The sequence below is a fragment of the Pseudomonas sp. W15Feb9B genome, assembly GCF_000828175.1.
Lineage (GTDB): Bacteria > Pseudomonadota > Gammaproteobacteria > Pseudomonadales > Pseudomonadaceae > Aquipseudomonas > Aquipseudomonas parakoreensis.
Map to the genome: position 1 here is coordinate 59,312 of NZ_JTKF01000025.1, position 25,571 is coordinate 84,882.

Below are 25,571 nucleotides of genomic sequence, written 5' to 3' on the forward strand. Positions count from 1 at the left end.
GAATCACCTGTTTAGATCTTGCGAGGTTTGCCATGGCTGACTACAAAGCGCCGCTGCGCGATATGCGCTTCGTCCTCAATGAAGTATTCGAAGTCGCCAAACTCTGGGCCGAACTGCCGGCCTTGGCCGAGACTGTCGATGCAGAAACCGTAGAAGCCATTCTCGAAGAAGCCGGCAAGGTCACCAGCAAAAGCATCGCCCCCCTGAGCCGCGCAGCCGACGAAGAAGGCTGCCACTGGAAGGACGGTGCCGTCAGCACCCCGGCCGGTTTCCCACAGGCCTATCAGACTTACGCTGAAGGCGGCTGGGTCGGTGTCGGTGGCGATCCGGCCTACGGCGGCATGGGCATGCCCAAGGCTGTTTCGGCTCAAGTAGAAGAGATGGTCAACTCCGCCAGCCTGTCGTTCGGTCTGTACCCGATGCTGACCGCCGGTGCCTGCCTGTCGATCAACGCCCACGCCAGCGAAGAGCTGAAGGCCGCCTACCTGCCGAACATGTACGCCGGCATCTGGGCCGGTTCCATGTGCCTGACCGAGCCGCACGCCGGCACCGACCTGGGCATCATCCGCACCAAGGCCGAACCGCAGGCCGACGGTTCCTACAAGGTCAGCGGCACCAAGATCTTCATCACCGGCGGTGAGCACGATCTCACCGAGAACATCATCCACCTGGTGCTGGCGAAATTGCCGGACGCCCCGGCTGGTCCGAAAGGCATTTCGCTGTTCCTGGTGCCGAAGTTCATGGTCAATGCCGATGGCAGTCTGGGCGCACGCAATCCGGCGAACTGTGGCTCGATCGAACACAAGATGGGCATCCAGGCATCCGCGACCTGCGTGATGAACTTCGACGAAGCCGTGGGTTATCTGGTCGGCGAGCCGAACAAGGGCCTGGCGGCGATGTTCACCATGATGAACTACGAACGTCTGGGCGTCGGCATTCAAGGCTTGGCCAGCGGCGAGCGCTCTTATCAGAACGCCGTCGAATACGCGCGCGATCGTCTGCAGAGCCGTTCGCCGACCGGCGCGCAGAACAAGGACAAGGTTGCCGACCCGATCATCGTCCACCCTGACGTGCGTCGCATGCTGCTGACCATGAAAGCCTCGAACGAGGGCGGTCGCGCCTTCTCCACTTACGTGGCGATGCAACTCGACACCGCCAAATTCAGCGAAGACGCCACCACCCGCAAGCGCGCAGAAGATCTGGTCGCGTTGCTGACCCCGGTGGCAAAGGCATTCCTCACTGACCTAGGCCTGGAAACCACCGTTCACGGCCAGCAGATTTTCGGCGGCCACGGCTACATCCGCGAGTGGGGCCAGGAGCAACTGGTGCGTGACGTGCGCATCACACAGATCTACGAAGGCACCAACGGCATTCAGGCACTGGACCTGGTCGGGCGCAAGATCGTCGGCAGCGGCGGCGCGTTCTACAAGCTGTTCGCTGACGAGATCCGCCACTTCACCGCGACCGCCAGCGCTGACCTCGGCGAATTCACCAAGCCGCTGAACGACGCCGTGAGCACCCTCGACGAATTGACTGCGTGGCTGCTGGATCGGGCGAAAACCAATCCGAACGAAATCGGCGCAGCCTCGGTCGAATATCTGCAAGCGTTCGGCTACACCGCTTATGCCTACATGTGGGCACTGATGGCGAAAGCCGCGCTGGGCAAAGAAGCGCAGGACGATTTCTACGCCAGCAAACTGGGCACCGCACGCTTCTATTTCGCTCGTCTGCTGCCGCGTATCCACTCGTTGAGCGCATCGGTGAAGGCGGGCAGCGAGTCGCTGTTCCTGCTGAACGCTGAACAGTTCTGATGATGTAACGTCATGTAAGCATTCTCTTACATGACGTGCTGCTGTTCTCCCATAGGCGTAGATTGGATCCACAGCTAATCTACAACTCATGGACGTCGCGCAGGAAGCGCAAAGCAACAACACGGACACGTAGGATTCTGCCAGGGTGGCGGAGTGAAATGGATGTCAGGGAAACAGTCTGCAAAGCCCCGCTTCGGCGGGGTTTTCTTTTGTCTGAAGAAAAGTTTTCAGGGCAGCGGATCCAGTGGTGGCGCGGCTTTCAGCGGTTTGTCTTCACGCTGAATCACCTCTTCCAGCAACGTGCGCAGCAACGCCAGAGACGCCTGTTGGCGCTGAACATCGCGACACACCAGGCCAACCTGCAGGGGCACCCGTGGCTCGCTCAGCGGTTTCCACAGCAGATCCTGATCGTCGTATTCCTTCTGTGAGCGCCCGGGCAGCACCGTCGCCAGTTTGGTGTGCGGCAAACTGTCGAGAATCCCCAGCATATTGTTCAGCTCGGCCTGCACTTGCGGGCGTCGCCCCAGGCTGGTCAGTTGCGCCTGCCAGATCTGCCGGATCTGAAACTCTTCGCCCAGCAGCAACATCGGCAATTCCGCTGCCTGTCGCATCGAAACCTTTTTGAATTCACGCAGCGGATGATCCGCCGGGATCACCAGCGTCAGCTCATCTTCATACAGCATTACGCCATGCAGACCGGGTTGCCGCGGTGGCAGGTAGCTGATGCCGATATCCAGCGAGCCGTTGAGCAGGCGGCGCTCGATCTCCAGACCGGTTAGCTCGTAAATCTGCACCACCAGATGCGGCTGCGCCTTGCGTACCCGCTCGAGCATTTGCGGGACGAGGCTGGTGTGCACGGTTTGCAGTACACCGATCGCCAAGGTGCGCAAGGCCTGGCCCTTGAAATTGCCCAATGCCTCGCGCGCGCGCTGCAATCCATCGAGCAGTGGTAGCGCGTGGTTGTACAGAGTGTGCGCGGCGAGGGTCGGCAGCAGGCGTTTGCTGCTACGTTCGAACAGGGTGACGTCGAGGTTCTGCTCGAGCTGGCGGATCTGTTGCGAGAGCGCCGGTTGCGAGATCGACAGACGCTCAGCGGCCCGGCCCACATGGCCTTCTTCGTAGACCGCGACGAAATAACGCAGTTGTTTGAAATCCATAAGTAATGATTATCGAAAATGCTGGTAAATCGAAATGGCTCGAAGCCCGCTGTGAGCCTAGTCTAACCGCAATCACAAGGCTTACAGGGCCAGAAAGCGCGATGAATAGCGTTTGCTTCGACAGTGTTTGCATAGGCAGTTCAAAAAACCTCAAACGAGGTTTCTTTCAATGAATCTGTTCAGTTTGCGGCGCCAGGCGCCGAGTCTTGATGACCTCGCGTTCGAGCCCAATCCCGCCGGGGCAGGCGACAGTCTGAATGCCGAGCGCTTGATGCCCAGCGTCGAGCGCCCGCTGCAGGTGTTCGTTCGTGGTCAGGGTTCCTGGCTGTGGGACAGTCATGATCGCGCCTACCTCGACTTCTCCCAGGCCGGCGGTGCCAACAGTCTGGGGCACAGCCCTTCGGCGCTGGTCAAAGCGATTGCCAGTCAGGCTCAGGCACTGATCAATCCCGGTTTCAATCTGCACAATCGCGGCATGCTCAACCTTGCCGAACGTTTGTGTGCCAGCACTTCCAGCGACCAGGCTTACTTGCTCAACAGTGGCAGCGAGGCCTGTGAAGCGGCAATCAAACTGGCGCGCAAATGGGGTCAGCTGCATCGTGGTGGGGCGTCGCGAATCATCGTGGCGAAACAAGGCTGTCACGGCCGTAGTCTGGCGACGATTTCCGCGTCAGACAGTTGCAACCTGCACAACCGTTTCGCTCCGCTGCTGCCAGGTTTCGATCTGGTGCCATTCAACGACTTGCCGGCGCTGCACGCGGCTGTCGATGCGCAAACCGTGGCGATCATGCTCGAGCCGATTCAGAGCGATGCCGGGGTGATTCCGGCCACTGAGCATTACCTCAAAGGCGTTGAACGGCTGTGCCGCGAACTGGGCATTCTGCTGATCCTCGACGAAGTGCAGACCGGTATCGGCCGCTGCGGCAGTTTGCTCGCCGAGCAATCCTACGGTGTGCGCGCCGATATTGTCGTACTCGGCAAGGGCCTGGGTGGTGGTGTGCCGCTGGCAGCGCTGTTGGCCCGAGGCAAGGCCTGCTGCTTTGATGCGGGTGAACTGGGCGGCACTCATCACGGCAATGCACTGATGACCGCAGCCGGTCTGGTGGTGCTCGACAGCGTGCAGGACCGGGCATTTCTCGAACAGGTCAAAGATCACGGTCAGCACTTGCGCGAGGGACTTGCGCGCCTGGCGCACCGTTACGGCCATGGCGAACTGCGTGGTCAAGGACTGTTCTGGGGACTGAGCCTGTCAGAGGATTGCGCCGATGCCGTAGTCAGTGCCGCCCTGCACGAAGGCCTGCTGCTCAACGCGCCGCAAGCCGATTGCCTGCGTTTCACCCCGGCACTCACCGTCAGCAAGGCCAACATCGACGAAATGCTCCTGCGCCTGGCCCGCGCTTTCTCGCGGGTGCGCACCGCGCAACTGCAATGCCGCAAAGGGATTGCCGTCTGAACTGAAGTTTCCTGCCCGATTTCAAGAACCGTCTCGCGGTATAACGCACGCCTCACGCCTGATTCTTTTGGCGTGGGGCGTTTTTTTATGCCCGATAGTGGCGATCAAATGGCGTTTGCACTGAACCCTGACGAACGGCGCAGGTCGATTAGCTTGTATGGCTCAAGTGAGCCAACCCCCAATCAGGAGCTGACCCATGGACTTCATTCGTATCATCATCGCCATTCTGTTGCCGCCACTGGGTGTGTTTCTGCAGGTCGGGTTCGGTGGGGCGTTCTGGCTGAACATTCTGCTGACGCTGTGTGGTTATATCCCGGGGATCGTGCATGCGGTGTACATCATCGCCAAGCGCTGAGTTCAGTGGCGCGCGATAGATTGCTATCGCGGGCAAGCCCACAGTGTTTTCGGTAGGTCACACATTTTGTGTACACCAAAAGAACCTGTGGGAGCGGGCTTGCCCGCGATGGGGGCGGCGCCATTTTGAAAGAAGTGCGGTATTTAGTCCGCCAACTCCATCACTCGTCGATAAAACCTCCACTCCTGCTCCAGTGCATGCGCCTGATTCACCGCCCGGCGAAAACCATGGCGCTCTTCTGCGTAATAATGCGCCTCGACCGGGATGCCATTGCGTTCCAGCGCCGTGACCATGTCGCGGGTCTGTTGCGGCACCACCACGGCATCCAGCTCACCCTGAAAGAAAATCACCGGTACCCGGATGTTGCTCGCGTGCAGCAATGGCGTGCGTGCGGCGTAGCGCTCGGCGTCCTGTTGGGGATCGCCGATCAGCCAGTCGAGATAATCGCCTTCGAACTTGTGGGTCGCGCGGGCCAGTGCCACCGGGTCGCTGACGCCGTAGAGGCTGGCGCCAGCGCGGAACACCTGGTGAAACGCCAGCGCACACAACGTGGTGTAACCCCCGGCGCTGCCGCCGCGGATAAACGCGCGCTCGCCGTCGATCAGTCCTTGTCTGGCCAGATACGCCACCACCGCACAGGCGTCCTCGACGTCTACCTCGCCCCAGCTCAGATGCAACGCTTGACGGTATTCGCGGCCATAACCGCTGCTGCCGCGGTAGTTGAGGTCGGCGACAGCAAAACCGCGTTGCGTCCAGTACTGGATGCGCGGGTCGAGCATCGGGTAGCAGGCCGAGGTCGGGCCGCCGTGGATGAACACCACCAGTGGTGGCTGTGCTTCGTCGTTCATTGCCGGATAAAAGAACCCATGAGCCTCACCGCTGCCGCTCGGGTAGCGCAACGTCTGCGGACGACTGATGCGCTCCGCCGGCAGTGGCGCAATACCACCGGCCAGCACGTTCACTTCGCGGCTGGAACGATCAATGGCAATCACCGCCGAGGGGCTGATTGGCGAGGCGGCGATGCAATAGATGAGTTGCTGATCCAGCGCCAGGTGCCGGAAACGACTGTAGTCGCCGGTGAAGTCGTCGCCGTCGAGCGCCAGGCGACCAAAACCGCCCTCGGTCCAGCTCGCCAGAAACGAATCGCCCACCGGCAACCAGGTGCAGCCACCCATTTGCCAAGGGGCGGGCGCATGATCGGCCTCGGCGCAGGGCAGTCGCTGCAAACCGTCGGACGTTTCGCCCCACGGCTGCCAGAAACCGCCGCGATCAGTCAGGCACAACAAGCGTCCTTTCGCGTCGAACCGCGGTTGCTGGATCGACTCTTCAAGGTCAGCCCCCGCCACGCAACGCGGTGCGCCAAAGCCACCCTCAGCCAGACGCTCGGCCACCATCAATCGCGTGGATGTCCAAGGCTGATGCGGCCGACTCCACTCGATCCAGGCCAATCGCGAACCGTCCGGGCTGATCACCGGTGCTGCATAAAAATCCGCACCTTCAGCCAGCAAATGCCGGGTGCCGTCGGCCAGATCAATCGCTACCAGCCGATGCTGGTCGCGCAGTTCCTCAACCGCCAGCACCTGGCCGAAAGCACAATGCAGATCGCCATAACGACACCCGCCAGAAGTCAGCACCTCGGGCGCGCCATCCAGCGTCTGCCGATACAACTGCTGATCCGCCTCATTGACGAAAACCACCCCGTCTGGCGTCAGACAAAACGCGCCACCGCCATATTCGTACACCCGGCTACGCACGCTGAAGCCATTCGGCGTCAGACATTTCGCCACGCCGTCGCGCCAGTGCCAGATCCGGCACGCGGCGTCTTCGGGGCGATATTCATTCCAGAACAAACCGTGAACGCCAAGTTGCAGTTCGGCGAAGTCCATTCCGGCGGCGACGGCCTGGGTGGCGCTGAAAGGCTCAGCCCTTGGCGATGAGGCGTGAGTTTCGTTCATTACGGAAGGCCAGTTGTTCGATGGTCTGGGTGGCGGTCTCGGCTTCTTCGCGGGCCTTGAGAATCACGCCGTGATGGTCGGACTTGCTGCACACCGGATCGGCGTTACTCGCGTCCCCCGTGAGCATGAACGCCTGACAGCGGCAGCCGCCGAAGTCCTGTTCCTTCTCGTCGCAGGAGCGGCATGGCTCGGGCATCCAGTCGTAACCGCGAAAGCGGTTGAAGCCGAGCGAGTCGTACCAGATATGCTGCATGCTGTGGTCGCGCACGTTGGGAAATTGTACCGGCAGCTGTCGGGCGCCATGACAGGGCAGGGCGGTGCCGTCCGGGGTAACCGTCAGAAAGATGCTGCCCCAGCCGTTCATGCAGGCTTTCGGGCGTTCTTCGTAGTAGTCCGGGGTGACGAAAATCAGCTTGCACGGATGCCCTTCGGCTTCCAGTTTGGCGCGGTATTCGTTGGTGATGCGTTCGGCGCGCACCAACTGTTCCTTGGTCGGCAGCAGGCCGACACGGTTGAGCTGCGCCCAGCCGTAGAACTGGCAGGTGGCGAGCTCGACGAAGTCCGCTTCGAGCGCGATGCACAGCTCGATAATACGGTCGATCTTGTCGATGTTGTGCCGATGGGTGACAAAGTTCAGCACCATCGGATAGCCGTGGGCCTTCACCGCACGAGCCATCTCCAGCTTCTGCGCGAAAGCCTTTTTCGAGCCGGCGAGCAGGTTGTTCACCTGCTCGTCGCTGGCCTGGAAACTGATCTGGATGTGATCGAGGCCGGCCTTCTTGAAGTCACTGATCTTCTGTTCGGTCAAGCCGATGCCGGAAGTGATCAGGTTGGTGTAGAAACCCAACTGCCGCGCTTCACGGATCAGTTCGGCGAGGTCCTGGCGCACCAGCGGCTCACCACCGGAAAAACCCAGTTGCGCCGCGCCCATCTCCCGCGCTTCGCGGAAGACCTTGATCCACTGCTCGGTGCTCAGCTCTTTGCCCTGCTCGGCGAAATCCAGCGGATTGGAGCAGTACGGGCATTGCAGGGGGCAGCGGTAGGTCAGCTCGGCGAGCAGCCACAGCGGCAGGCCGACTTCAGGTTTTGGCGGTACTTGCACCGATGCCTCAGGCAAGTTCGATCCAGTGCTGCGCACGGGCAACCTCCATGAATTGCTCGATGTCGTCACCGAGTTCGGGTACGCCGGGGAACTGCTCATCGAGTTTGGCGATGATCGCTGCGACATCGCGCTCACCGTCGATCAAACCGCCGATCAGCGCGGCGCTGTCGTTGAGCTTGATCATGCCCTCGGGGTAGAGCAGCACGTGGCCTTTTTGCGCCGGTTCGTACTGGAAGCGGTAGCCGGGACGCCAGGTCGGGATCTTGCTGCGATCGAAACTCATAAGGTGATTCCTTTGTGCCAGACCCGTTGTTCAGTGACGCTGTGGTACGGCGGGCGGTTCAGTTCGTAAGCCATGCTCATGGCATCGAGCATGCTCCAAAGAATGTCCAGTTTGAACTGGAGAATTTCCAGCATGCGCTCCTGACCCTCGCGGGTCTTGTAGTGCTCGAGCGTGATCGCCAGACCATGCTCGACATCGCGCCGCGCCTGACCGAGGCGGGTGCGGAAATATTCGTAACCGGCCGGGTCGATCCACGGGTAATGCTGCGGCCAGCTGTCGAGGCGCGACTGGTGGATCTGCGGCGCGAACAGCTCGGTCAACGAGCTGCTGGCGGCTTCCTGCCAACTGGCGCGGCGGGCGAAGTTGACGTAGGCATCGACAGCGAAACGCACGCCGGGCAGCACCAGCTCCTGGGAACGCAACTGATCCGGATCGAGGCCGACCGCTTGCCCGAGGCGCAGCCAGGCTTCAATCCCGCCGTCTTCACCGGGGGCGCCGTCGTGGTCGAGCAGGCGCTGAATCCACTCGCGACGGACCTCGCGATCCGGGCAGTTGGCAAGGATCGCCGCGTCTTTCAGGGGGATGTTCACCTGATAGTAGAAGCGGTTGGCGACCCAGCCCTGAATCTGCTCGCGGGTGGCACGCCCTTCATACATCGCCACGTGGTACGGGTGGTAGATGTGGTAGTAGACGCCTTTGGCGCGCAGTGCGGCTTCGAATTCGCTGGGGGACAGCGGGGTGTCGGTCATTGCGGTTCTCCGGGGAACAACCGTTAAAATCTTGGGTGTCTGGTCGGACGTCATCGCTGGCAAGCCAGCTCCTACAGTTTTTGTGTACGCCACAGAACCCTGTGGGAGCTGGCTTGCCAGCGATGGAGCCATCCGCTACAGCACAATACTCATGCCATCGAACGCCACTTCAACATTACGCCGCGCCAACTCCGCGCGCTCCGGCGAATCCTCATCGAGAATCGGGTTGGTGTTGTTGATGTGGATAAGCACTTTGCGTTGCTCAGGCAACTGCTCCAGCACTTCGAGCATGCCGCCGGGGCCGTTCTGTGCCAGGTGGCCCATTTCACGACCGGTGCGGGTGCCGACGCCACGGCGCTGCATTTCATCGTCATCCCACAGCGTGCCGTCCACCAGCAGGCAGTCGCTGCCGGCCATGATTTCCAGCAGCGGCGCGTCGACCTTGCCCAGGCCCGGGGCGTAGAACAGTTTGCCGCCGGTGTTGAGGTCTTCGACGATCAGCCCGATGTTGTCGCCCGGGTGCGGGTCGAAACGGTGCGGCGAATACGGCGGTGCGGCGCTGCGCAACGGCAGCGGAGTGAAGCGCAGGTTCGGGCAGGCAGCGACGGTGAAGCTCTGGTCGAGTTCGATGCGGTTCCAGTTCAACCCGCCGTTCCAGTGGGTGAGCATCTTGAACAGCGGGAAACCGGTGCTCAAATCTTCGTGAACCATGTCTGTGCACCAGACCTGATGCGGGCAGCCTTCGCGCAGGCTGAGCAGGCCGGTGGTGTGGTCGATCTGGCTGTCCATCAGGATGATCGCGCTGATCCCGGTGTCACGCAGGGCTCGGCCCGGTTGCATTGGAGCGAAGCTCTGCAGTTGCGCGCGGATGTCCGGCGAAGCGTTGCACAGCACCCAGTTCACGCCGTCGTCGGAAATCGCGATGGACGACTGGGTGCGGGCCTTGGCATTCAGGCTGCCGTCGCGAAAGCCTGCGCAATTGACGCAGTTGCAGTTCCACTGCGGAAATCCGCCACCGGCGGCCGAACCCAGAATCTGGACGAACATGAACGCTCCCATCTTTCAACGCTGAAAATAAAACGCCCCGGCGAGCCGAGGCGTTGCACTGCAAGTCTGCGTAGGCAGAACTCAGCGGCTGGCGAAGTACATGGTGACTTCGAAGCCGATACGCAGGTCGGTGTAAGCCGGTTTTGTCCAGGACATGGGTGTCTCCTTCAGGGTGGGTGGGATAGCGCTGTCCATAGTTATAGTCCACGGCAGCGCAGGGATGTTCCAAATAGTTAGGCTGCTATGTTACTCAAAATTTCAACGGTATTGCCCGTGAATCTTTGAGAAAGCTCCTTGCAGCCTTGGTAATGATCATTTTGTCGCTTGCCACGGTGCGCCGGGTGACGGTGCGCTGGCCAGGCAGTGCCAGCCGCCCTCGGCGTTGAGCAAGCGCTGCGCTGCCGCCAGCAATGCCGAGCGTTGCAGTTGACCAATGGCCGTGTGCAGTTGTGCCAGATAATCCGACGAGTGGCCCGCGAGTTTGGCCTGCCACAGCAACTCGGCGGCGTCTTTTCCGGACAGATGACGCTCATCGAACTGATCGGCGAGTGACTGGCGTTGCTGGGTGAAATGCACGTCGTCGAGGTTTTCGATCAGCGCAGGAATGTCTTTGAGGAACTGCTGGATATGGCCGAGCAGCTCAACGGGCGCAGTCTCTGGCGACTGCACACCGAACAGCAATCCACTCTGACCATGTACCTGTCGCAAGGCACTGAACACCGCGTAGCCCAATTGCAATTCGACTCGCAGGCGCTGATAGAACGGGGTCTGGCACAGCTGCGCGAGCAGTCGCCAGGCGGCTTCGTCAGCGATTTCGTGGCCTGCGGCCGGGCAGAACAGCAGCAGTGCATGCTCGCTGGAAGCGGTGTCGATGCGGCTCCACAAATGTTGCGTATTGATCGTCGGCACTGTCGGCAGTTGATTGTCCGGTGTACCGGGGATGCGGCTCAGGGCCAGACCCATGGCCGATTGCGTCTGTGCGTTAAGGCCAACGGCCAATCCGTCCCAGCGCGAAGTTGTCCACAGCTGTCTGGCGTCGTTCGACTCGACGGCCGATGGCAGGCAATGTTCAGGCAACGCCTTGAGCAGCTGACGGATTGGTATCAACGGCGCTTCCGGCCCTGCGTTGGCTGAATCGGCGTCAATTTGCGTCAGACATTTCAGCGCGTGTTCCAGGACACCGGGCATCGGCTCCTGCAGTCCCGTCAGTTTCAGCAGCCACTGAGTGCCGCTGGCACTGAACGCGATTTCGACGCCGGCCTGCCGTGCATCTTCCTGAGTTTCCTGCAGACTGCGTTGCAGCTTGCCTTGCAGATCGACGCCAGCCTGCGCTGCGGTTTGCCAACGCAAGTAGATCGCGCCGTGATCAGTGTGGTCCGGCAGCGCCTGACTGAACTGCATCGGTGAACGCTCACGCCGCCCGCGCGAGCGATCCTGAGCGAAAGTGCGCAATCCACGATGGGCGCTGGTCTGGCCGCGGATCAGCCCGGCGTTGGCCAGCGGTTCACTGGAACCGAGGAATGGGTTGACGGCAGGCCGATGCCAATGCGCGCTGAAGTTATCCACAACACCGATGTCGCGCAGGATGTGTTTGAGCACAACGACACCGTTTTCCGACAAGCCGTGTGCAAGCTGTTCGCTGTCGCGGCGCGCCAGATGCAGTGCGCCACTGACTTGCTGCTGGCGTTCCAGCAATTTGGCGTATTCCTCGCGCAACGCTGCCCAGTCCCGTTGCGCGGCAAAGAAGCTCAACCAGTCCAGAAACTGTTCACGAATGGCGCTGAAGGATTCGGCTGGGGCGGTGAATTGCAGGTCCAGCAACGCTTGCCCGGCGAACTGATACAGCGGCACCGCTTTCAAACCGTCCGCGAGGCGTTGTTGCTGCAAATGGGCGAGCAAACCGCCGGACTTGGCGCTGTTCAGCCAATGGCAGAGAAACGCCAGCGCTTCGGCGGACGAGTCGGGCAACGCTTCGAAAGCGAACAACAGATGGCTGCTTCGCTCGCCGACCTGTTGATAACTGTTCACCGCCAAAGGCAGGGTCGCTGCCTGTTCGACCTTATCCCCAACCGGCAGCGCGGCGGCAAACTGCTGCGCCAGTACGCGCAATTCTTCAATGCTCTGCGGTCCGACCAGGCTCAGGGTCATTTGTCCGCTGCGATAAAACTGCTGATGGAAATCCTTCAGCGCCTTTTGAAAGGCTGGTAACTCAACTTTCAGGCTGTCGCGATTCCCCGCATGAAATCCGCGCAGCGGATGTGTTGCCGGCAAACCGTCGTACAACGCCAGTTCCTGCTGAGCTGTGGGATCTTGCGACCACGCGACAAATTCCGCGTCCAGTACTTCCCGTTCGCGCAATTGATCGTCCGGATTCATACGCGGCTGGGCGAGCATGTCTGACAGACGCTCAAGCCCGGCACTGAAGGCCGAGGTCGGCAGTTCGAAGAAGAAGTCGGTGGTGCGTTCACGGGTGCTGGCATTCACTTGCCCACCGTGACTTTGCACGTAGGCCATCAGCGCCTGACTCGCAGGAAAACGCTCAGTGCCGAGAAACAGCAGATGCTCAAGAAAATGCGCCAGCCCCGGCCACTCCAGTGGCACATCATGGCTACCGGCAGCCACCCGCAATGCAGCGGCACTGCGCTTCAAACCGGGCACCTGACGCAGGGTCACGCGCAAGCCGTTGGCCAGGGTTTCAGTGTGGGGGCGGGGGTGAGTCGGCGCAGGCATGGGCACTTCCAGAACAGTGAAGTGCCCATGCTAGCGGATTGCATGGGGTCAGCGCTTGTTCAACGCGTGGTAAAGCTCAGGGCGACGGTCGTTGAGGTAGCGATTGGCGGCGCGGGAATCGGCCATCAATTGCCGATCCAGCTCTCCGACGATCAACGCTTCATCGAGGCCGGCCTGGGCGATACGGCTGCCGTCCGGAGCAGCGATGCTGCTTTGCCCGCAATAGTGGATCTCGCCTTCCTGTCCGCAGTAATTGGCGTACGCCACGTAGCATTGGTTTTCGAAGGCGCGGGAACGCACGGTGACGTCGGCGACGAAATCGAACGGAATCATGTTTGCCGTTGGCACCAGAATCAGCTCGGCACCGGCCAGCGCCAGACGCCGCGCGTTCTCGGGGAACTCCAGGTCGTAGCAGATCAGGAAACCGAGCTTCCAGCCGTTGAGTTCAACCACCGGAAAATCATCTTCGCCGGGGCTGAACATCGACCGATCCAGATCACCGAACAGGTGGGTCTTGCGGTAATTGCACAGGCGCTCGCCGTGCGCGTCGATCAACTGCACGGCGTTGTAGATCTGCCCGTCGGCCGTGCGCTCGGGGTACCCGTAAGCAATCGCCAGCCCGGCGGCTTTGGCGATTCGACCGATCTGTTGCGCCCATTCGCCGTTGTAGACCTCGGCCAGCGTACTGACTGCCTCGGCGCCGATGTTGTAGCCGGTCAGGAACATCTCCGGCAGCACCAGCAGGTCGGCACCCTTGGCCTCCATCGCCAGTTGCTGCAGGCGATGCAGGTTGGCGGCGGGTTCCAGGGGCAGCGGTGGACATTGGTAAAGGGCGACACGCATCGGGGAATCCTCTTACTCGGGCAGGGCGATAGGGCCGATGTCTTTGAACACATCACCCGGGCCCGGGTTCTCTTTATGTGTCGAACCGCCGAAGTGTTTCATGATGCCCCACACCGCGTTGAGTGAAGTCTGCACCGCGCCTTCGACCCACGCCGGCGTCCACGACACATCGTCGCCGGCGATGAAAATCCCGCGCTGCTCCGCTGGCATGTCGTCCTGCATGAAGTGCGCGTACATCCGCTGGTTATAGCGATAATGGCCGGGCAGGGCGCCTTTGAATGCGCCGAGGAAGTACGGATCGGCTTCCCACGACACGGTGATCGGATCGCCGATGATCCGTGCGGCGATGTCGACTTTCGGGTAGATCTTCTTCAGCGCGTTCAGCGCCAGCTCCACGCGTTTTTCAACAGGATGCGGGAGCATTTTCAGCGCGTCGCTCATCCACGAATACGACAGGCAGATCACGCCCGGCTTGTCGTCACCGTTGTCGAACAGATAGGTGCCGCGAGTCAGGCGATCGGTGAGGGTCATGCTCATCAGATCGCGACCGGTTTCCGGATCCTTGTCCTTCCAGAACGGGCGGTCGACCATGACGAAGGTCTTCGACGACTGCATGTAGCGCGTGCGGTCCAGCGCCATCCACATCTTCTGCGAGAACAGGGTTTCGTCGCATTCGATCTGCGTGGTCAGCAGCCAGCTCTGGCAGGTGGTCAGCACGGCGGCGTATTCGCGGGTGTCGCCGTTGTTGTCGGTGACAGCGAAACGGCCGTCCGGCGCGTGGGCGATTTTCTTCACGCCGGAACGCGGCGCGCCACGGTGCAGGGATTTCAGGCTGGTGCCTTCAGGCCAGTGCACGCAGCGCTCCGGCACATGGCGCCAGATGCCTTGCGGCACTTGCTCCACACCGCCCACCACCAGGTGCTGGTGATCGTCGCAGTTGGTCATCACCACGCGGAAGATTTCCAGCATCGAGTTGGGGAAGTCCGAATCCCAGCCGCCGGTACCGAAACCGACCTGACCGAACACTTCGCGGTGATGAAACGACAGTTTGGCGAAGGCCTTGGAGGTGGCCACGAAGTCGTAGAACGTGCGGTCGTCCCACAGCGGCACGAGTTTGTTCCACAGTTCTTTGAGGCGTGGCACATCGCGGTCACGGATGGCTTGCTGGATATCAGCGAACTGCGAGCCCGCCTCCAGCGCATCTGCCCAGGCGTCAGCCACTTCCTGGAACAGTGCAGGAAGATCCTTCAGGCTTTGTGCGTAATGGGTTTTGCCTTCGAGATCGATCACCGTGCTGCCGGAGGCTGGCGTCAGCGGGTTCGGGAACGGTTTGGTCTCAAGCCCGAGCTTGTCGACGTAGTGGTAGAACGCCGTGGAGGACACCGGGAAACGCATGCCGCCCAGTTCCGCGACGATGCCGTCGGTACCGTTGAACGCCTGCGAACGCAGACGTCCACCCAGTTTCGAAGCCTCGTACACCACAGGTTTCAGGCCGAGCTTCATCAGCTCGTACGCGGCCACCAGACCAGCGATACCGGCGCCGACAATCGCCACTTCAGCGCCATGGTGGTGTTCAGGAATGCTGCCGAGACCGGCCGGGTGTTCGATCCAGTCGTCAAACGCGAACGGAAAGTCCGGGCCGAAAATGGTGACGGGTTTCTTACCGTCTGCAGGATGGCGATTGTTCTTGTTCATGGCTGACCCTGTTGGCGACCCGACGCAAGACGCGCGTCTGAGTATAGGAAAAGATGCCAGCCATTTTAGGGAGCGTAGAACACGTTAATAAGACGCAATATGTCGTCGTTTTGCCATTTAACTGATCAATATGACGATTGGTGACTGCATACCGACCAGGTGTAGAAGCGAACCTGCTCGCGAAGAGTCCCTCTCAGCCAACACATTTAAACCGGCTGCCCCCGATCGATCTTGCTACTCAAAATGATCGACGTCGTCGTCTTCTCCACCCCATCCACACTGCCAATCTGATCCAGCAACTGATCCAGCTGCTCCGGCGAGTCCGTGCGCAACCACGCCACATAATCAAACTCGCCACTCACCGCACACAACTGCTGCACCTGCGCCATCGCGCTCAACCGGCGCAGCACTTCCTTGCCGGAACGTGGCTGTACCTTGATCCCGACATACGCCTGCAACCCGCCATCGACCACGCGCTGCCCCAGACGCACGCCATAACCGGTGATCACCTTGGCCTTTTCCAGCCGCGCCAACCGCGAAGTCACGGTGGTGCGGGCAATGCCCAGTTGCCGGGCAAGCATCGCCACGCTTTCGCGGGCGTTGATTTGCAGGGCGGCGATCAGCTGGCGGTCGATTTCGTCGAGGGCGGGGGGGCGGGTGTCGGGCAAAGGGGCGGCTCCTTAGAACGCGGTTCTTGGAGGGAGCATGTTACAGGCTCAACCGACGGGACGCTTGTGGGCGGTAATCGAATGTCTGGTCAATGGGGCGCGAAGAGCGGAAACGAAAAATCCGCGTAACTTCGCGGATTTCTATGCGCTGGATTGACCGTTATCTGGCCATTCTGCGTAAGGCTTGATCGATAAGTTCGATCTGGAAGCGGTATCGAAGATTCACTCGTTTGAGCAGTACCGCTCCTATGGAAAGACCGAGTACCAAGGCAATGATCATCAATAGGGCGCTATTACCCCAGTTCCCGTTCACAGGTCCGGCCAATAAGGTCTTACTGATCCAGGGAAAACCGCCGAATTTTTCCGCGCAGACGTAGGCCGTTCCCAGCAGAGCAAGGGCTGCAGCTTTTTCTCCAAAAAACAGGGCGACACGCGCTTCTGCTCGATTGATTCTGAGTTCGAGCCAATACTTCGCATCCAGAAGTGCCACTTCCGAATGAGGTTGAAGCGAGTCCACTAATGCATTCTCGTGTCTGAAATCGGCAATCATGCTTTTCAAGGTGATGGTCTCCCATCGGAAGAGCGCATAGATCAGTGCCAACATGGGGGTAAGCAGCGACAGCAAAGTGGATATTGTCGAGAAGAGCACAAGATAGAGAGCCAGATACTTGGCCCCTTCCGGCAGCGGAGCCTGCGATGTATGCCAGTAGGCCATGCAGGCAGCGACGGCCATCCCGCCACCGCCGATAACGAGACACCAATTGGCAAATTTCTCCGCATTCAATTCGAGCCTGCTACGCCTTGCAGATGCCTTCAGCGGTCTGCATGTACTCAAGTGTTCAAGAACTTTGATGGTGTCGCCGATGTGTATTTCTGGAAGTTCCTTTTCCATTACGCTCATTGCGTGCTCCCTTGCGATTTGATTTTACCCATGTCCCGCATGCACCATTCACGTCCAGGTGGATGGGTTCGACTGATTGTATGACGAGATACAAAAACAAAAGGCCTACGCCATTAAGCATAAGCCTTTGATTGTTTGGTGGGCCCACACGGACTTGAACCGTGGACCAAAGGATTATGAGTCCTCTGCTCTAACCAACTGAGCTATAGGCCCTCAGTAGGTCGCGGATTATAACGACGGTTTCTCGGCTGTGCTATCCGAATAATCCGATACGGTTACACGAAGAAACGTTGCGGCGAATTCTTCCGGGGGCAGTGGCAGGCTGACGATGTAGCCCTGGATCTGTTCGCAGCCCTCAGCCGCCAGGAATTGTTGTTGCGCCTGGGTTTCCACGCCTTCGGCAATCACGGTGAATTGCATGCTTCGGCCCAGTGCGATGATCGCCCGCACAATCGCCGCGTCGTGCGGGTCGTCGGGCAGCCCGCGAACAAAAGACTGGTCAATCTTGAGGATGTCCAGCGGCAGGCGTTTGAGGTAACTGAGCGAAGAATAACCGGTACCGAAGTCGTCGATCGCCAGTTGTACACCCAGGTGTTTGAGCTGGTGCAGCACCGCCAAGGCCTCTTCGGCCTGACTCATGATGAAGTTTTCGGTAATTTCCAGTTGCAGTAAATCCGGCTGCAAACGGTTGTCCCTGAGCAGTTGTTCGATACGCCCGAGCAGATTCGGCTGGCGCAGTTGCGCGCCGGCGAGATTGACTGACAGCGGGCCGAGGCTGTCGTAGATCTGATTCCACTCGAACATCTGCCGGCAGGCGGTCTCGAGCACCCAATCACCGATCTGCAAGATCATGCCGTTCTCTTCGGCCAGCGGGATGAAGTGCTCGGGCGGCACTTCGCCGAAGGTCGGGTGGCGCCAGCGGATCAGTGCTTCGGCGCCGACCAGGCGATGGTCGTCGAGGCTGATTTTCGGTTGGTAGTAGAGGAACAACTCTTCGCGTTCGATGGCCCGGCGCAGTTCGTGTTCCAGTGCCACGCGTTCGCTGGCTTGGGCGGTGAGATCGCGGGTGTAGCTTTCGACGCGGTTGCGGCCCTTGGCTTTGGAGCGGTACATCGCGGCGTCGGCGTTTTTCACCAGGGTGGCAACGTCGCAGCCATCCCGTGGGTAGAGGCTGGTGCCGATGCTGGCGCTGATGAAAAACTCGTGCTCACCGGCCTGAAACGGTGCGCCAAAGCAGTTGAGCAGTTTGATAGCGATATTGTCGGCATCACTGGCTTGTTGCAGGCCCGGCAGCAGGATAATGAATTCATCCCCGCCCAGTCGGGCGACGGTGTCGATATCGCGCAATTGCTCCTTCAGGCGTACGGCAATGCCTTTGAGCAACAGGTCGCCAACCGGGTGCCCGAGGCTGTCGTTGATGTGTTTGAAACGGTCGAGATCGAGAAACAGCACAGCGCCCTGACCGCCATTTTCCTGCTGACTGTTCAGCGCGGTGAGCAGGCGACTTTCGAACAGGGTGCGATTCGGCAGGCCGGTGAGTGGGTCGTGGTGCGCTTGATAGTCGAGTTTGGCTTGTGCGTGTTTGAGGCTGGAGATGTCAGCAAACACCGCGACGAAGTGGGTGATGAATTTGTCGCGGTTGCGCACGGCGCTAATGGTCAGCCAGCTCGGGTACAGCTCGCCGTTCTTGCGCCGGTTGGAAATCTCGCCTTGCCAGTGACCCTCGTCGGTCAATTGGTGCCACATCGCCGCGTAAAACGCGCTGTCATGCAGGCCGGATGCGAGCAGGCGCGGGGTGTGGCCGAGGGCTTCGCTTTCGCTGTAGCCGGTAATTTCGGTGAACGCACGGTTCACCGCGCTGATGTGCTGCTGGGTGTCGGTGATCAGCACGCCCTCGGCGGTGCTCTCGAAAACGGTGGCGGCCTGTTGCAGCTTTTCCTGCATCAGATGGCGTTCGGTGATGTCCCGGGCGATGGTCAGCATGCAGTCTTCTTCGCCGATCGGCAGCGGTCGGCTGGACACTTCGCACAGGCGGATCTGCCCGTCGCTGCGGCGGATATGGCAGGTGAAGTCGCGCACGAAGCCGTCGCGGTGCAACAGGTCGAGCATCTGCTTGCGTTCGTTGAGGTTGACCCAGATCCCCAGGTCCAGCGCCGAGCGATCCACCGACATCGCGCTATTGAATCCGGTGATGCGGCTGAAGCCCTCGTTGACTTCCAGCAGCAGGCCATCGCTCTGACGCGACAGCAGCAAACCGTCCGGTGAGGCATGAAAAGCCTTGGCGAACTTCTCTTCGGAGGTTTGCAGTTGTTGTTGGGTTTCCTTGAGCTGAGTGATGTCGCGCACCACCACCACCAGCGCTGGAGTGGTGTCGAGGTCGAAGGGTTCGGCGGAGATCAGGCCGGTGAATACCTGGCCGTTGTTGCGGCGAAAGGGCATCTCCAGGTTGCGGATGCTGCCGGCCTGCAAGCGCTGGAGCAGTCCCGGCCCGACCCCGGGAATGCCCCAGATGTTGAGTTCCGTGGCGGTCTGGCCTATGACTTCTTCGGCCTTCAGGCCGATCTGTTCTTCAAAGGCTTCGTTGACCTCCAACAGGCAGCCATCGGACAGCCTCGCGATGACCAGAATGTCCGGGCATTGCTGGAACACTGAAGCGAACTTCTGCTCCGACAGCCGCAATGCTTCTTCTGTACGTTTGGTCTCGCTGATGTCGATCATCAGCCCGCGCATCACCGGCTCATGGCCGTGCTCGATCAGGCTGACAATATCGCGCACCCACAGGCAGCGCCCGTCTGCGGTAATCACCCGATAATCGAGGGTGTGATCGCGCCCTTCGCGCACCGCCTCATCGCAGATGGCCTGGGCACGCGTCAGGTCGGCGGGGTGGATGATGTTGCGCCAGAAACCCGGAATCAGCCAGTGCGCCTGTGGATAACCGAGCAGATCCTCGGCATGCGGCGACACATAGCTGTAGGTGAAGTCGCTCATGCGCGCTTCCCAGGCGATGGCCGACAGGCTCTCCACCAGTCCGCGGTAGTGGTATTCGCTGCTGCGCAATTCCTGTTCGAGGTCGACGCGGCGGGCAATTTCCGAACTCAGGCGGCGATTGATGCGAATGACCACGGCCAGGATGATCATCAGCAATAACAGGCCCGGCAGGCCGTAAATCAGCAAATCCGACCAGAATGTCCGATGATCGAGGACATTGCCGACCCAATGTTCCTGAATGCTGCTGATTTCCTCCGGGCTCATGTCCGCCAGGACCTTGTCCAGAATGCCCACCAGCATTTTGTTGTCACGGGGCACGCCCATGGCCAACTGGTAGCGATACGGGGTTTCGCCGCTTACGTACAAGCCGTCGAGCTTGAGCTGGCGCAGGCTCCAGACGCTGGAGGCGAGATCGCCGACAACCGCATCTACTTCGTCGGTAGCCAGGGCCTGCAAGGCCGAGCTGACATTGGGCATGGCCACCAGATTCAGGTCCGGATGGTGGGTGCGCAGGAGTTCGTGGGGGGCGTAGTTTTCCACCACGGCGATCTTCAGTCCGTACAGGTCTTCGATTTTGCGCGGTTGCGCGCCGCCGATATGGGCGAGGATCACGATCGGGAAATCGAGATACGGGCGAGTAAACGACAGATAATTCTGGCGCTCGGGCGTGGACATGATCCCAGGCAGCAGATCGATCCTGCCTGTTTTCACCTGCGCCAGCACCTCAGTCCAGCTCGACGGCTCGACCGGAGTGAGTTTGACGGCCAGGCGCTGGCGGATCACGTCGATGTAATCAGCGGCCAGGCCTTGATAGCGATTCTGTTCATCGCGGAACTCGAACGGCGGCCACGAGGCGTCAACACCCAGGCGCAAGTCCGGGTGAGCCGCGAGCCAGCTACGTTCTTCATCGGTCAGAGTCAGCGCGTTAGCCGTTGCGGTCCAGATCATCAGTGACAGCAAGAAAAGCACGGGCGCCAGTCTGGGCATAACCGTCTCGTTAGGGCACGGGATTGATTGTTTCGAGTGTAGACGGGGTATGCGGGGGAGGGGCGGTGCGAGGGACTTAATCTGCCGTATAAACAAAACCCCCGGCCTGGGCCGGGGGTTCTGGTATCACTCGTCGAGGAAGGAGCGCAGATGCTCGCTTCGCGTCGGGTGGCGCAGCTTGCGCAGCGCCTTGGCTTCGATCTGACGGATCCGCTCGCGCGTTACGTCAAACTGTTTACCCACTTCTTCGAGTGTGTGGTCGGTGTTCATGTCGATACCGAAGCGCATGCGCAGTACTTTGGCTTCACGGGCAGTGAGGCCGGACAGCACTTCGCGGGTTGCTTCTTTCAGGCTTTCAACGGTTGCCACATCGATTGGCGACTGCATGGTCGAGTCTTCGATGAAGTCACCCAGATGAGAGTCTTCGTCATCACCGATCGGGGTTTCCATGGAGATCGGCTCTTTAGCGATCTTCAACACCTTGCGGATCTTGTCCTCAGGCATTTCCATGCGTTCGCCCAGCTCTTCCGGAGTCGGTTCGCGACCCATTTCCTGCAGCATCTGGCGGGAAATGCGGTTGAGCTTGTTGATCGTCTCGATCATGTGCACCGGAATACGGATGGTGCGAGCCTGGTCGGCGATCGAGCGAGTGATCGCCTGACGGATCCACCAGGTGGCATAAGTCGAGAACTTGTAACCACGACGGTATTCGAACTTGTCCACCGCTTTCATCAGGCCGATGTTGCCTTCCTGGATCAGATCGAGGAATTGAAGGCCGCGGTTGGTGTACTTCTTGGCGATCGAGATCACCAGACGCAAGTTCGCTTCAACCATCTCTTTCTTCGCGCGGCGGGCCTTGGCCTCACCGATCGACATGCGACGGTTGATGTCCTTGATTTCAGCGATGGTCAGACCGGTCTCGGTTTCCAGCGCGATCAGCTTCTGCTGGCAACGGATGATGTCTGGCTGCACGCGACCAATGGCTTCGGCGTATTTGCTCTTGCCTTTGGCCAGGGCGTCGGACCAGCTTTCGTCGACTTCATTGCCCGGGAACTGACGCAGGAAATCGGCGCGTGGCATACGTGCATCACGTACGCACAGTTGCATGATCGCGCGCTCTTGCTGACGCAGACGATCAAGGGCACTGCGAACACGCTCGACCAGGGCTTCGAATTGCTTCGGCACCAGTTTGATCGGCATGAACAGCTCGGCCAGGGCCAGCAACTCGGCAACGGCGGCCTTGTTGTGACGACCGTGCTTTTTCAGGGCCTTGCGGGTGATTTCCATCTGGTCGGACACAGCGCCGAAACGCTGGGCAGCGATGACCGGATCCGGACCGCTTTCGGCTTCTTCTTCGTCATCCGAGGCTTCGGCGTCATCGTCGTCGGTATCGTCGTCAGCCTTGGCGGCTTTCGCGTCGATCGGCGGTGGCACTTCGGCAGCAGGCGGCGCAATGCCGTCGTCCGGGTCGATGTAACCGCTCAGAACGTCGGACAGGCGACCACCTTCGGTGGTGACGCGAGTGTACTCGGAGAGAATGTGGTCAACCGTGCCTGGGAAGTGCGCGATAGCGCTCATCACCTCACGGATGCCTTCTTCGATACGCTTGGCGATTTCGATTTCGCCTTCACGAGTCAGAAGCTCGACCGTACCCATTTCACGCATGTACATGCGCACCGGGTCAGTGGTGCGACCGATATCGGTCTCCACCGCGGCCAACGCGGCGGCGGCTTCTTCCGCAGCGGCCTCGTCGGTATCGGCGTCGGCCAACATAAGGGCGTCCGCATCCGGAGCACTCTCGTGTACGGGGATCCCCATGTCGTTAATCATGCGGATGATGTCTTCCACCTGCTCCGGATCTGAAATATCCTCGGGCAGGTGGTCGTTGACCTCGGCGTAAGTCAGATACTTCTGCTCACGACCCAGTTTGATCAACTCAATAATACGAGACTGCTGTTGCGCTTTTCCGGACATAACACCCTATCCACTGAAGGTCTTGGCGGGCAAAAAACAAGCCGAGGATTATACCTGAGCTATGACCTCACGCGCCAGTTGAGGTCGGGTTTGATGCGGAAACATTGCGACTTAGTAGGTCGCGCAGTTGATTTTTCTCTTCGGCGCTCAGTTCGCTTTGACGCGCTTTCCTGAGCAACTGTTCCAGATTTCGCTCGCGTTGGCGGGCTGACAAGCTAGTAATGGTGTCGAAAAACTGTTGTTCAAGGTTTTCTCCGTCAATCAGCCACTCCTTTTCCGCCAGCGCCTTGAGCAAGCGACCCTGTTCAGTGCCATGCCATCGCGCGATCAACTGAAATGAGTTTAGCTTGGGATTCTTCTGTACGGCTTCAAGCAGCGCCACAAGCAACTGGGCATTGGTCTGATTTTCGTCCGCAATGTGCCCGGCGTCTTCGACGCGTTCCGCCAGTTGCGGGTGGTGCAGCAATGTACGCAGGGCGGTCAGCGTCGGGGACTCGACGCCAATCGGCGTGCGCGGGCGCTGTTGATCGCGATCGCCGCCACGCTTGCCGTTCTTGTCCCAGGGTTTCTTGTCCCATTTTTTGCCGCCGGCGCCGGGTTTCTTTGGCGTCCACTCCTGCTGCGGCACATACATGTCCTGTGCCTGCGGCTGATGGTAGTCGCTGTAGTCCGGCATTGCGTCGTAATCGATGCCCGGATCATAGGCCGGAGGAGCTTCCTGCGGCGCACTTTGCGCGAGCTGGCTGACCGTTTCGCTGCTCAGGCCGGTGATTTCGGTCAGGCGCTGGCGCATCAGAATACGCAGGTTGGCACCCGGTACTTTGTCGATCAGCGGCGCGGCGAGGGTGGCCATGTGGGCCTTGCCTTCGAGCGAGCGCGGATCGGCTTCCTCGGTCAGTTGCTGGAAGAAATAATCTGCCAGCGGCTGCGCATGCTGATTGATGCGGGCCTTGAAGGCGTCAGTACCTTCGGCGCGAACCAGCGTATCCGGATCTTCGCCTTCGGGCAGGAACAGGAAGCGCGCACGGCGCCCGTCCTGCAGGCACGGCAGTGTCGCTTCCAGTGCGCGCCATGCAGCATTGCGGCCGGCCTGGTCGCCATCGAAGCAGAACAGAACGTTGGGCACGACGCGAAACAGGCGCTTGAGGTGCTCTTCGCTGGTCGCCGTGCCCAAGGTTGCGACGGCATTGCGCAAGCCTTGCTGGGCGAGGGCGATGACGTCCATGTAACCCTCGACGACGATGATTTCGTCGAGGTTGCGGTTGTTCTTGCGTGCTTCATAGAGGCCGTAGAGTTCCTGGCCTTTATGGAAGACCGGGGTTTCCGGCGAGTTCAGGTATTTCGGCTTGTCGTCACCCAGTACCCGGCCACCGAAAGCGATGATCCGGCCACGGGTATCGCGGATCGGGAACATCACGCGATCGCGGAAGCGGTCATAGCGTTTGCCGGTTTCGGCGTTCTCGATCAGCAGGCCGGCGTCGATCATGGCCTTCTGCTGCAAAGTGTCGCTGCTCAAGTGCTTGAACAGATTGTCCCAGCCCGGCGGCGCAAAACCGAGACCGAAGTCCCGGGCGATCTCGCCGGTCAGGCCGCGGCCCTTGAGGTAATCCACCGCAGCCTTGCGCGCCGGATGGCTCTTGAGCGCCTGGCGGTAGAAGTCGGCGGCGGCGGTGAGCAGCGGATACAGCGGCGAGTCGGTTGGCTGTCGCGGTTTGTGCGGACGGCCGCTTTCTTCGCGGGGGACTTCCATGCCGGCGGCTTTGGCCAGATCCTCGACAGCCTGGGGGAAATCCAGGTTGTCGTGGTCCATGAGAAAGCCGAGGGCATTGCCGCCGGCGCCGCAGCCGAAGCAGTAATAGAACTGCTTGTCGGGGCTGACGCTGAACGACGGGGTTTTCTCTTTGTGGAACGGGCAGCAAGCGGTGTAGTTCTTGCCGGCCTTTTTCAGTTGCACGCGCGAGCTGACCACGTCGACGATGTCGGTGCGGTTCAGGAGGTCGTCAATAAAGCTCTGGGGAATCAGCCCGGCCATGGCGTTCTCGTCTGCGCTGTAATGAGTCCGATGCGAAGGGCTGCCGGACACAGGTCTTGAGTGAAGCGCACAAAATGGGCGGTTCGACCGGTCGGTGCATATTCACTGTCGGGAAGTGTATCTGCCGAAAATCCACTGACGTTAGTAATCATCAGTTGTCGACTATTTGAAAGTGTTGCGCTGAATCCGCTGACGGCCGAAAAATGGCCTCGGATAGCTCAATAAAGCGGGCACGCATGGAGGTGCCTTGGGCTGATCGTCGTGAGAGGAATCAGTGGGTGTGCTCGTCAGTAGCCTTGAAAGACTCGTCAGAAAAGACGTGCACCGCTGGCAAAAGAGCCAGGTCTGACGCGTGAAGCAGATTTGTCTCGGTCGCGTGTGCGGCTTCGACGGTGAAGCATCAAGCGTTTTACGCAAATGCCATTAGCCCGGCTGAAGGCCGGGCTTAGGCAAGAAGCTTGCTACGAACGTCTGTGTATTAGTACAGACGAACGGCGCGGCGCTGTTCGCGCTGAACTTTCTTGGCGTGACGCTTAACAGCGGCTGCTGCTTTGCGCTTACGCTCAGAAGTTGGCTTCTCGTAAAATTCGCGGCTACGAACTTCAGCCAGTACACCGGCTTTTTCGCAGGAGCGCTTGAAACGACGCAGAGCTACGTCGAAGGGTTCGTTCTCTTTAACTTTGACGGCTGGCATCCAGAGCTACCTTCATTCATTACCGGGGTCAACATCCTCGCGGCAAAAGAGCACTTGAAGACGTCGGTTTTTAAGGGTTGCGGATGTTAACCCCTCATCGCTCGGAATGCAAAGCCTCTGATCGAAAACCGCTAGTCGGGGCATCGC

Annotated in this window: 19 protein-coding genes and 1 tRNA gene; 3 read left to right on the forward strand and 17 right to left on the reverse strand. The window is 60.0% G+C overall.

Going from position 1 to position 25,571, the window contains the following annotated elements:
* The first annotated feature begins 32 nt into the window (after positions 1–32).
* Entirely contained in the window at positions 33–1,811 is a 1,779-nt protein-coding gene (locus OC71_RS13715) for an acyl-CoA dehydrogenase C-terminal domain-containing protein (protein ID WP_027610696.1), read from the forward strand.
* A gap of 227 nt (positions 1,812–2,038) precedes the next feature.
* Here OC71_RS13715 and OC71_RS13720 read toward each other — a convergent pair whose 3' ends face one another.
* On the reverse strand, positions 2,039–2,968 hold the full coding sequence (locus tag OC71_RS13720) for a LysR family transcriptional regulator (protein WP_041069991.1): 930 nt from the start codon (positions 2,966–2,968) through the stop codon (positions 2,039–2,041).
* A 169-nt stretch (positions 2,969–3,137) separates the two neighbouring features.
* Here OC71_RS13720 and OC71_RS13725 point away from each other — a divergent pair, with 169 nt between their 5' ends.
* Both OC71_RS13725 and OC71_RS26860 read left to right on the forward strand, forming a co-directional pair.
* The gene (locus tag OC71_RS13725) at positions 3,138–4,421 is read left to right on the forward strand and encodes an aspartate aminotransferase family protein (RefSeq protein WP_041069994.1); all 1,284 of its coding nucleotides are present in this window, start codon (positions 3,138–3,140) and stop codon (positions 4,419–4,421) included.
* 196 nt (positions 4,422–4,617) lie between these two features.
* A complete protein-coding gene (locus OC71_RS26860; protein WP_003228885.1) occupies positions 4,618–4,776 on the forward strand; it encodes a YqaE/Pmp3 family membrane protein in 159 nt (52 codons plus the stop codon).
* Between the two features lie 143 nt (positions 4,777–4,919).
* On the opposite strand, the gene OC71_RS13735 is transcribed toward OC71_RS26860, so the two are convergent.
* The 16 genes from OC71_RS13735 to rpsU form a co-directional block, all read right to left on the reverse strand.
* Complete coding sequence (locus OC71_RS13735) at positions 4,920–6,731, reverse strand: S9 family peptidase (RefSeq protein WP_084234192.1); 1,812 nt, start codon at positions 6,729–6,731, stop codon at positions 4,920–4,922.
* Positions 6,697–7,869, reverse strand: a complete 1,173-nt coding sequence (gene pqqE / locus OC71_RS13740) for a pyrroloquinoline quinone biosynthesis protein PqqE (protein WP_041070002.1) — start codon at positions 7,867–7,869, stop codon at positions 6,697–6,699. Before pqqE ends, OC71_RS13735 begins: the two co-directional genes overlap by 35 nt.
* The gene (pqqD, locus tag OC71_RS13745) at positions 7,841–8,116 is read right to left on the reverse strand and encodes a pyrroloquinoline quinone biosynthesis peptide chaperone PqqD (RefSeq protein WP_041070005.1); all 276 of its coding nucleotides are present in this window, start codon (positions 8,114–8,116) and stop codon (positions 7,841–7,843) included. Before pqqD ends, pqqE begins: the two co-directional genes overlap by 29 nt.
* Positions 8,113–8,865, reverse strand: a complete 753-nt coding sequence (gene pqqC / locus OC71_RS13750; protein ID WP_041070008.1) for a pyrroloquinoline-quinone synthase PqqC — start codon at positions 8,863–8,865, stop codon at positions 8,113–8,115. The genes pqqD and pqqC overlap by 4 nt, the downstream gene beginning before the upstream one ends.
* 135 nt (positions 8,866–9,000) lie before the next feature.
* Entirely contained in the window at positions 9,001–9,912 is a 912-nt protein-coding gene (gene pqqB / locus OC71_RS13755; RefSeq protein ID WP_041070011.1) for a pyrroloquinoline quinone biosynthesis protein PqqB, read from the reverse strand.
* An 81-nt stretch (positions 9,913–9,993) separates the two neighbouring features.
* Positions 9,994–10,068: a pyrroloquinoline quinone precursor peptide PqqA gene (gene pqqA, locus OC71_RS13760; protein ID WP_003422658.1), complete on the reverse strand. Its 75-nt coding sequence runs from the start codon at positions 10,066–10,068 to the stop codon at positions 9,994–9,996.
* 156 nt (positions 10,069–10,224) lie between these two features.
* Positions 10,225–12,642 (reverse strand): pyrroloquinoline quinone biosynthesis protein PqqF, encoded by a 2,418-nt coding sequence (pqqF, locus tag OC71_RS13765; RefSeq protein WP_041070014.1) that lies wholly within the window; start codon positions 12,640–12,642, stop codon positions 10,225–10,227.
* 48 nt (positions 12,643–12,690) lie between these two features.
* The gene (locus OC71_RS13770) at positions 12,691–13,485 is read right to left on the reverse strand and encodes a carbon-nitrogen hydrolase family protein (protein ID WP_041070017.1); all 795 of its coding nucleotides are present in this window, start codon (positions 13,483–13,485) and stop codon (positions 12,691–12,693) included.
* A 12-nt stretch (positions 13,486–13,497) separates the two neighbouring features.
* Positions 13,498–15,180, reverse strand: coding sequence for an NAD(P)/FAD-dependent oxidoreductase (locus tag OC71_RS13775; protein ID WP_041070021.1), 1,683 nt, complete (start codon positions 15,178–15,180; stop codon positions 13,498–13,500).
* 206 nt (positions 15,181–15,386) lie between these two features.
* Complete coding sequence (locus tag OC71_RS13780; RefSeq protein ID WP_007966501.1) at positions 15,387–15,848, reverse strand: Lrp/AsnC family transcriptional regulator; 462 nt, start codon at positions 15,846–15,848, stop codon at positions 15,387–15,389.
* A gap of 160 nt (positions 15,849–16,008) precedes the next feature.
* On the reverse strand, positions 16,009–16,749 hold the full coding sequence (locus OC71_RS13785) for a hypothetical protein (RefSeq protein WP_041070024.1): 741 nt from the start codon (positions 16,747–16,749) through the stop codon (positions 16,009–16,011).
* 136 nt (positions 16,750–16,885) lie between these two features.
* A tRNA-Ile gene (locus tag OC71_RS13790) sits at positions 16,886–16,962 on the reverse strand.
* Between the two features lie 15 nt (positions 16,963–16,977).
* Positions 16,978–20,724 carry a bifunctional diguanylate cyclase/phosphodiesterase gene (locus OC71_RS13795; RefSeq protein ID WP_041070027.1) on the reverse strand — a complete coding sequence of 1,249 codons (3,747 nt, stop codon included), beginning with the start codon at positions 20,722–20,724 and terminating at the stop codon, positions 16,978–16,980.
* Between the two features lie 126 nt (positions 20,725–20,850).
* Complete coding sequence (rpoD, locus tag OC71_RS13800) at positions 20,851–22,698, reverse strand: RNA polymerase sigma factor RpoD (protein WP_041070030.1); 1,848 nt, start codon at positions 22,696–22,698, stop codon at positions 20,851–20,853.
* 67 nt (positions 22,699–22,765) lie between these two features.
* A complete protein-coding gene (gene dnaG / locus OC71_RS13805; RefSeq protein ID WP_041070033.1) occupies positions 22,766–24,730 on the reverse strand; it encodes a DNA primase in 1,965 nt (654 codons plus the stop codon).
* 478 nt (positions 24,731–25,208) lie between these two features.
* Positions 25,209–25,424, reverse strand: a complete 216-nt coding sequence (rpsU, locus tag OC71_RS13810) for a 30S ribosomal protein S21 (RefSeq protein WP_002551877.1) — start codon at positions 25,422–25,424, stop codon at positions 25,209–25,211.
* Positions 25,425–25,571: the final 147 nt, after the last annotated feature.

Excerpts from the sequence above, each read along its gene's own strand:
- OC71_RS13715 (WP_027610696.1), top strand. The coding sequence starts at position 33 with ATGGCTGACTACAAAGCGCCGCTGCGCGATATGCGCTTCGTCCTCAAT.
- OC71_RS13720 (WP_041069991.1), bottom strand. The coding sequence starts at position 2,968 with ATGGATTTCAAACAACTGCGTTATTTCGTCGCGGTCTACGAAGAAGGC.
- OC71_RS13725 (WP_041069994.1), top strand. The coding sequence starts at position 3,138 with ATGAATCTGTTCAGTTTGCGGCGCCAGGCGCCGAGTCTTGATGACCTC.
- OC71_RS26860 (WP_003228885.1), top strand. The coding sequence starts at position 4,618 with ATGGACTTCATTCGTATCATCATCGCCATTCTGTTGCCGCCACTGGGT.
- OC71_RS13735 (WP_084234192.1), bottom strand. The coding sequence starts at position 6,731 with ATGAACGAAACTCACGCCTCATCGCCAAGGGCTGAGCCTTTCAGCGCC.
- pqqD (WP_041070005.1), bottom strand. The coding sequence starts at position 8,116 with ATGAGTTTCGATCGCAGCAAGATCCCGACCTGGCGTCCCGGCTACCGC.
- pqqC (WP_041070008.1), bottom strand. The coding sequence starts at position 8,865 with ATGACCGACACCCCGCTGTCCCCCAGCGAATTCGAAGCCGCACTGCGC.
- pqqB (WP_041070011.1), bottom strand. The coding sequence starts at position 9,912 with ATGTTCGTCCAGATTCTGGGTTCGGCCGCCGGTGGCGGATTTCCGCAG.
- pqqF (WP_041070014.1), bottom strand. The coding sequence starts at position 12,642 with ATGCCTGCGCCGACTCACCCCCGCCCCCACACTGAAACCCTGGCCAAC.
- OC71_RS13770 (WP_041070017.1), bottom strand. The coding sequence starts at position 13,485 with ATGCGTGTCGCCCTTTACCAATGTCCACCGCTGCCCCTGGAACCCGCC.
- OC71_RS13775 (WP_041070021.1), bottom strand. The coding sequence starts at position 15,180 with ATGAACAAGAACAATCGCCATCCTGCAGACGGTAAGAAACCCGTCACC.
- OC71_RS13785 (WP_041070024.1), bottom strand. The coding sequence starts at position 16,749 with ATGAGCGTAATGGAAAAGGAACTTCCAGAAATACACATCGGCGACACC.
- OC71_RS13795 (WP_041070027.1), bottom strand. The coding sequence starts at position 20,724 with ATGCCCAGACTGGCGCCCGTGCTTTTCTTGCTGTCACTGATGATCTGG.
- rpoD (WP_041070030.1), bottom strand. The coding sequence starts at position 22,698 with ATGTCCGGAAAAGCGCAACAGCAGTCTCGTATTATTGAGTTGATCAAA.
- dnaG (WP_041070033.1), bottom strand. The coding sequence starts at position 24,730 with ATGGCCGGGCTGATTCCCCAGAGCTTTATTGACGACCTCCTGAACCGC.
- rpsU (WP_002551877.1), bottom strand. The coding sequence starts at position 25,424 with ATGCCAGCCGTCAAAGTTAAAGAGAACGAACCCTTCGACGTAGCTCTG.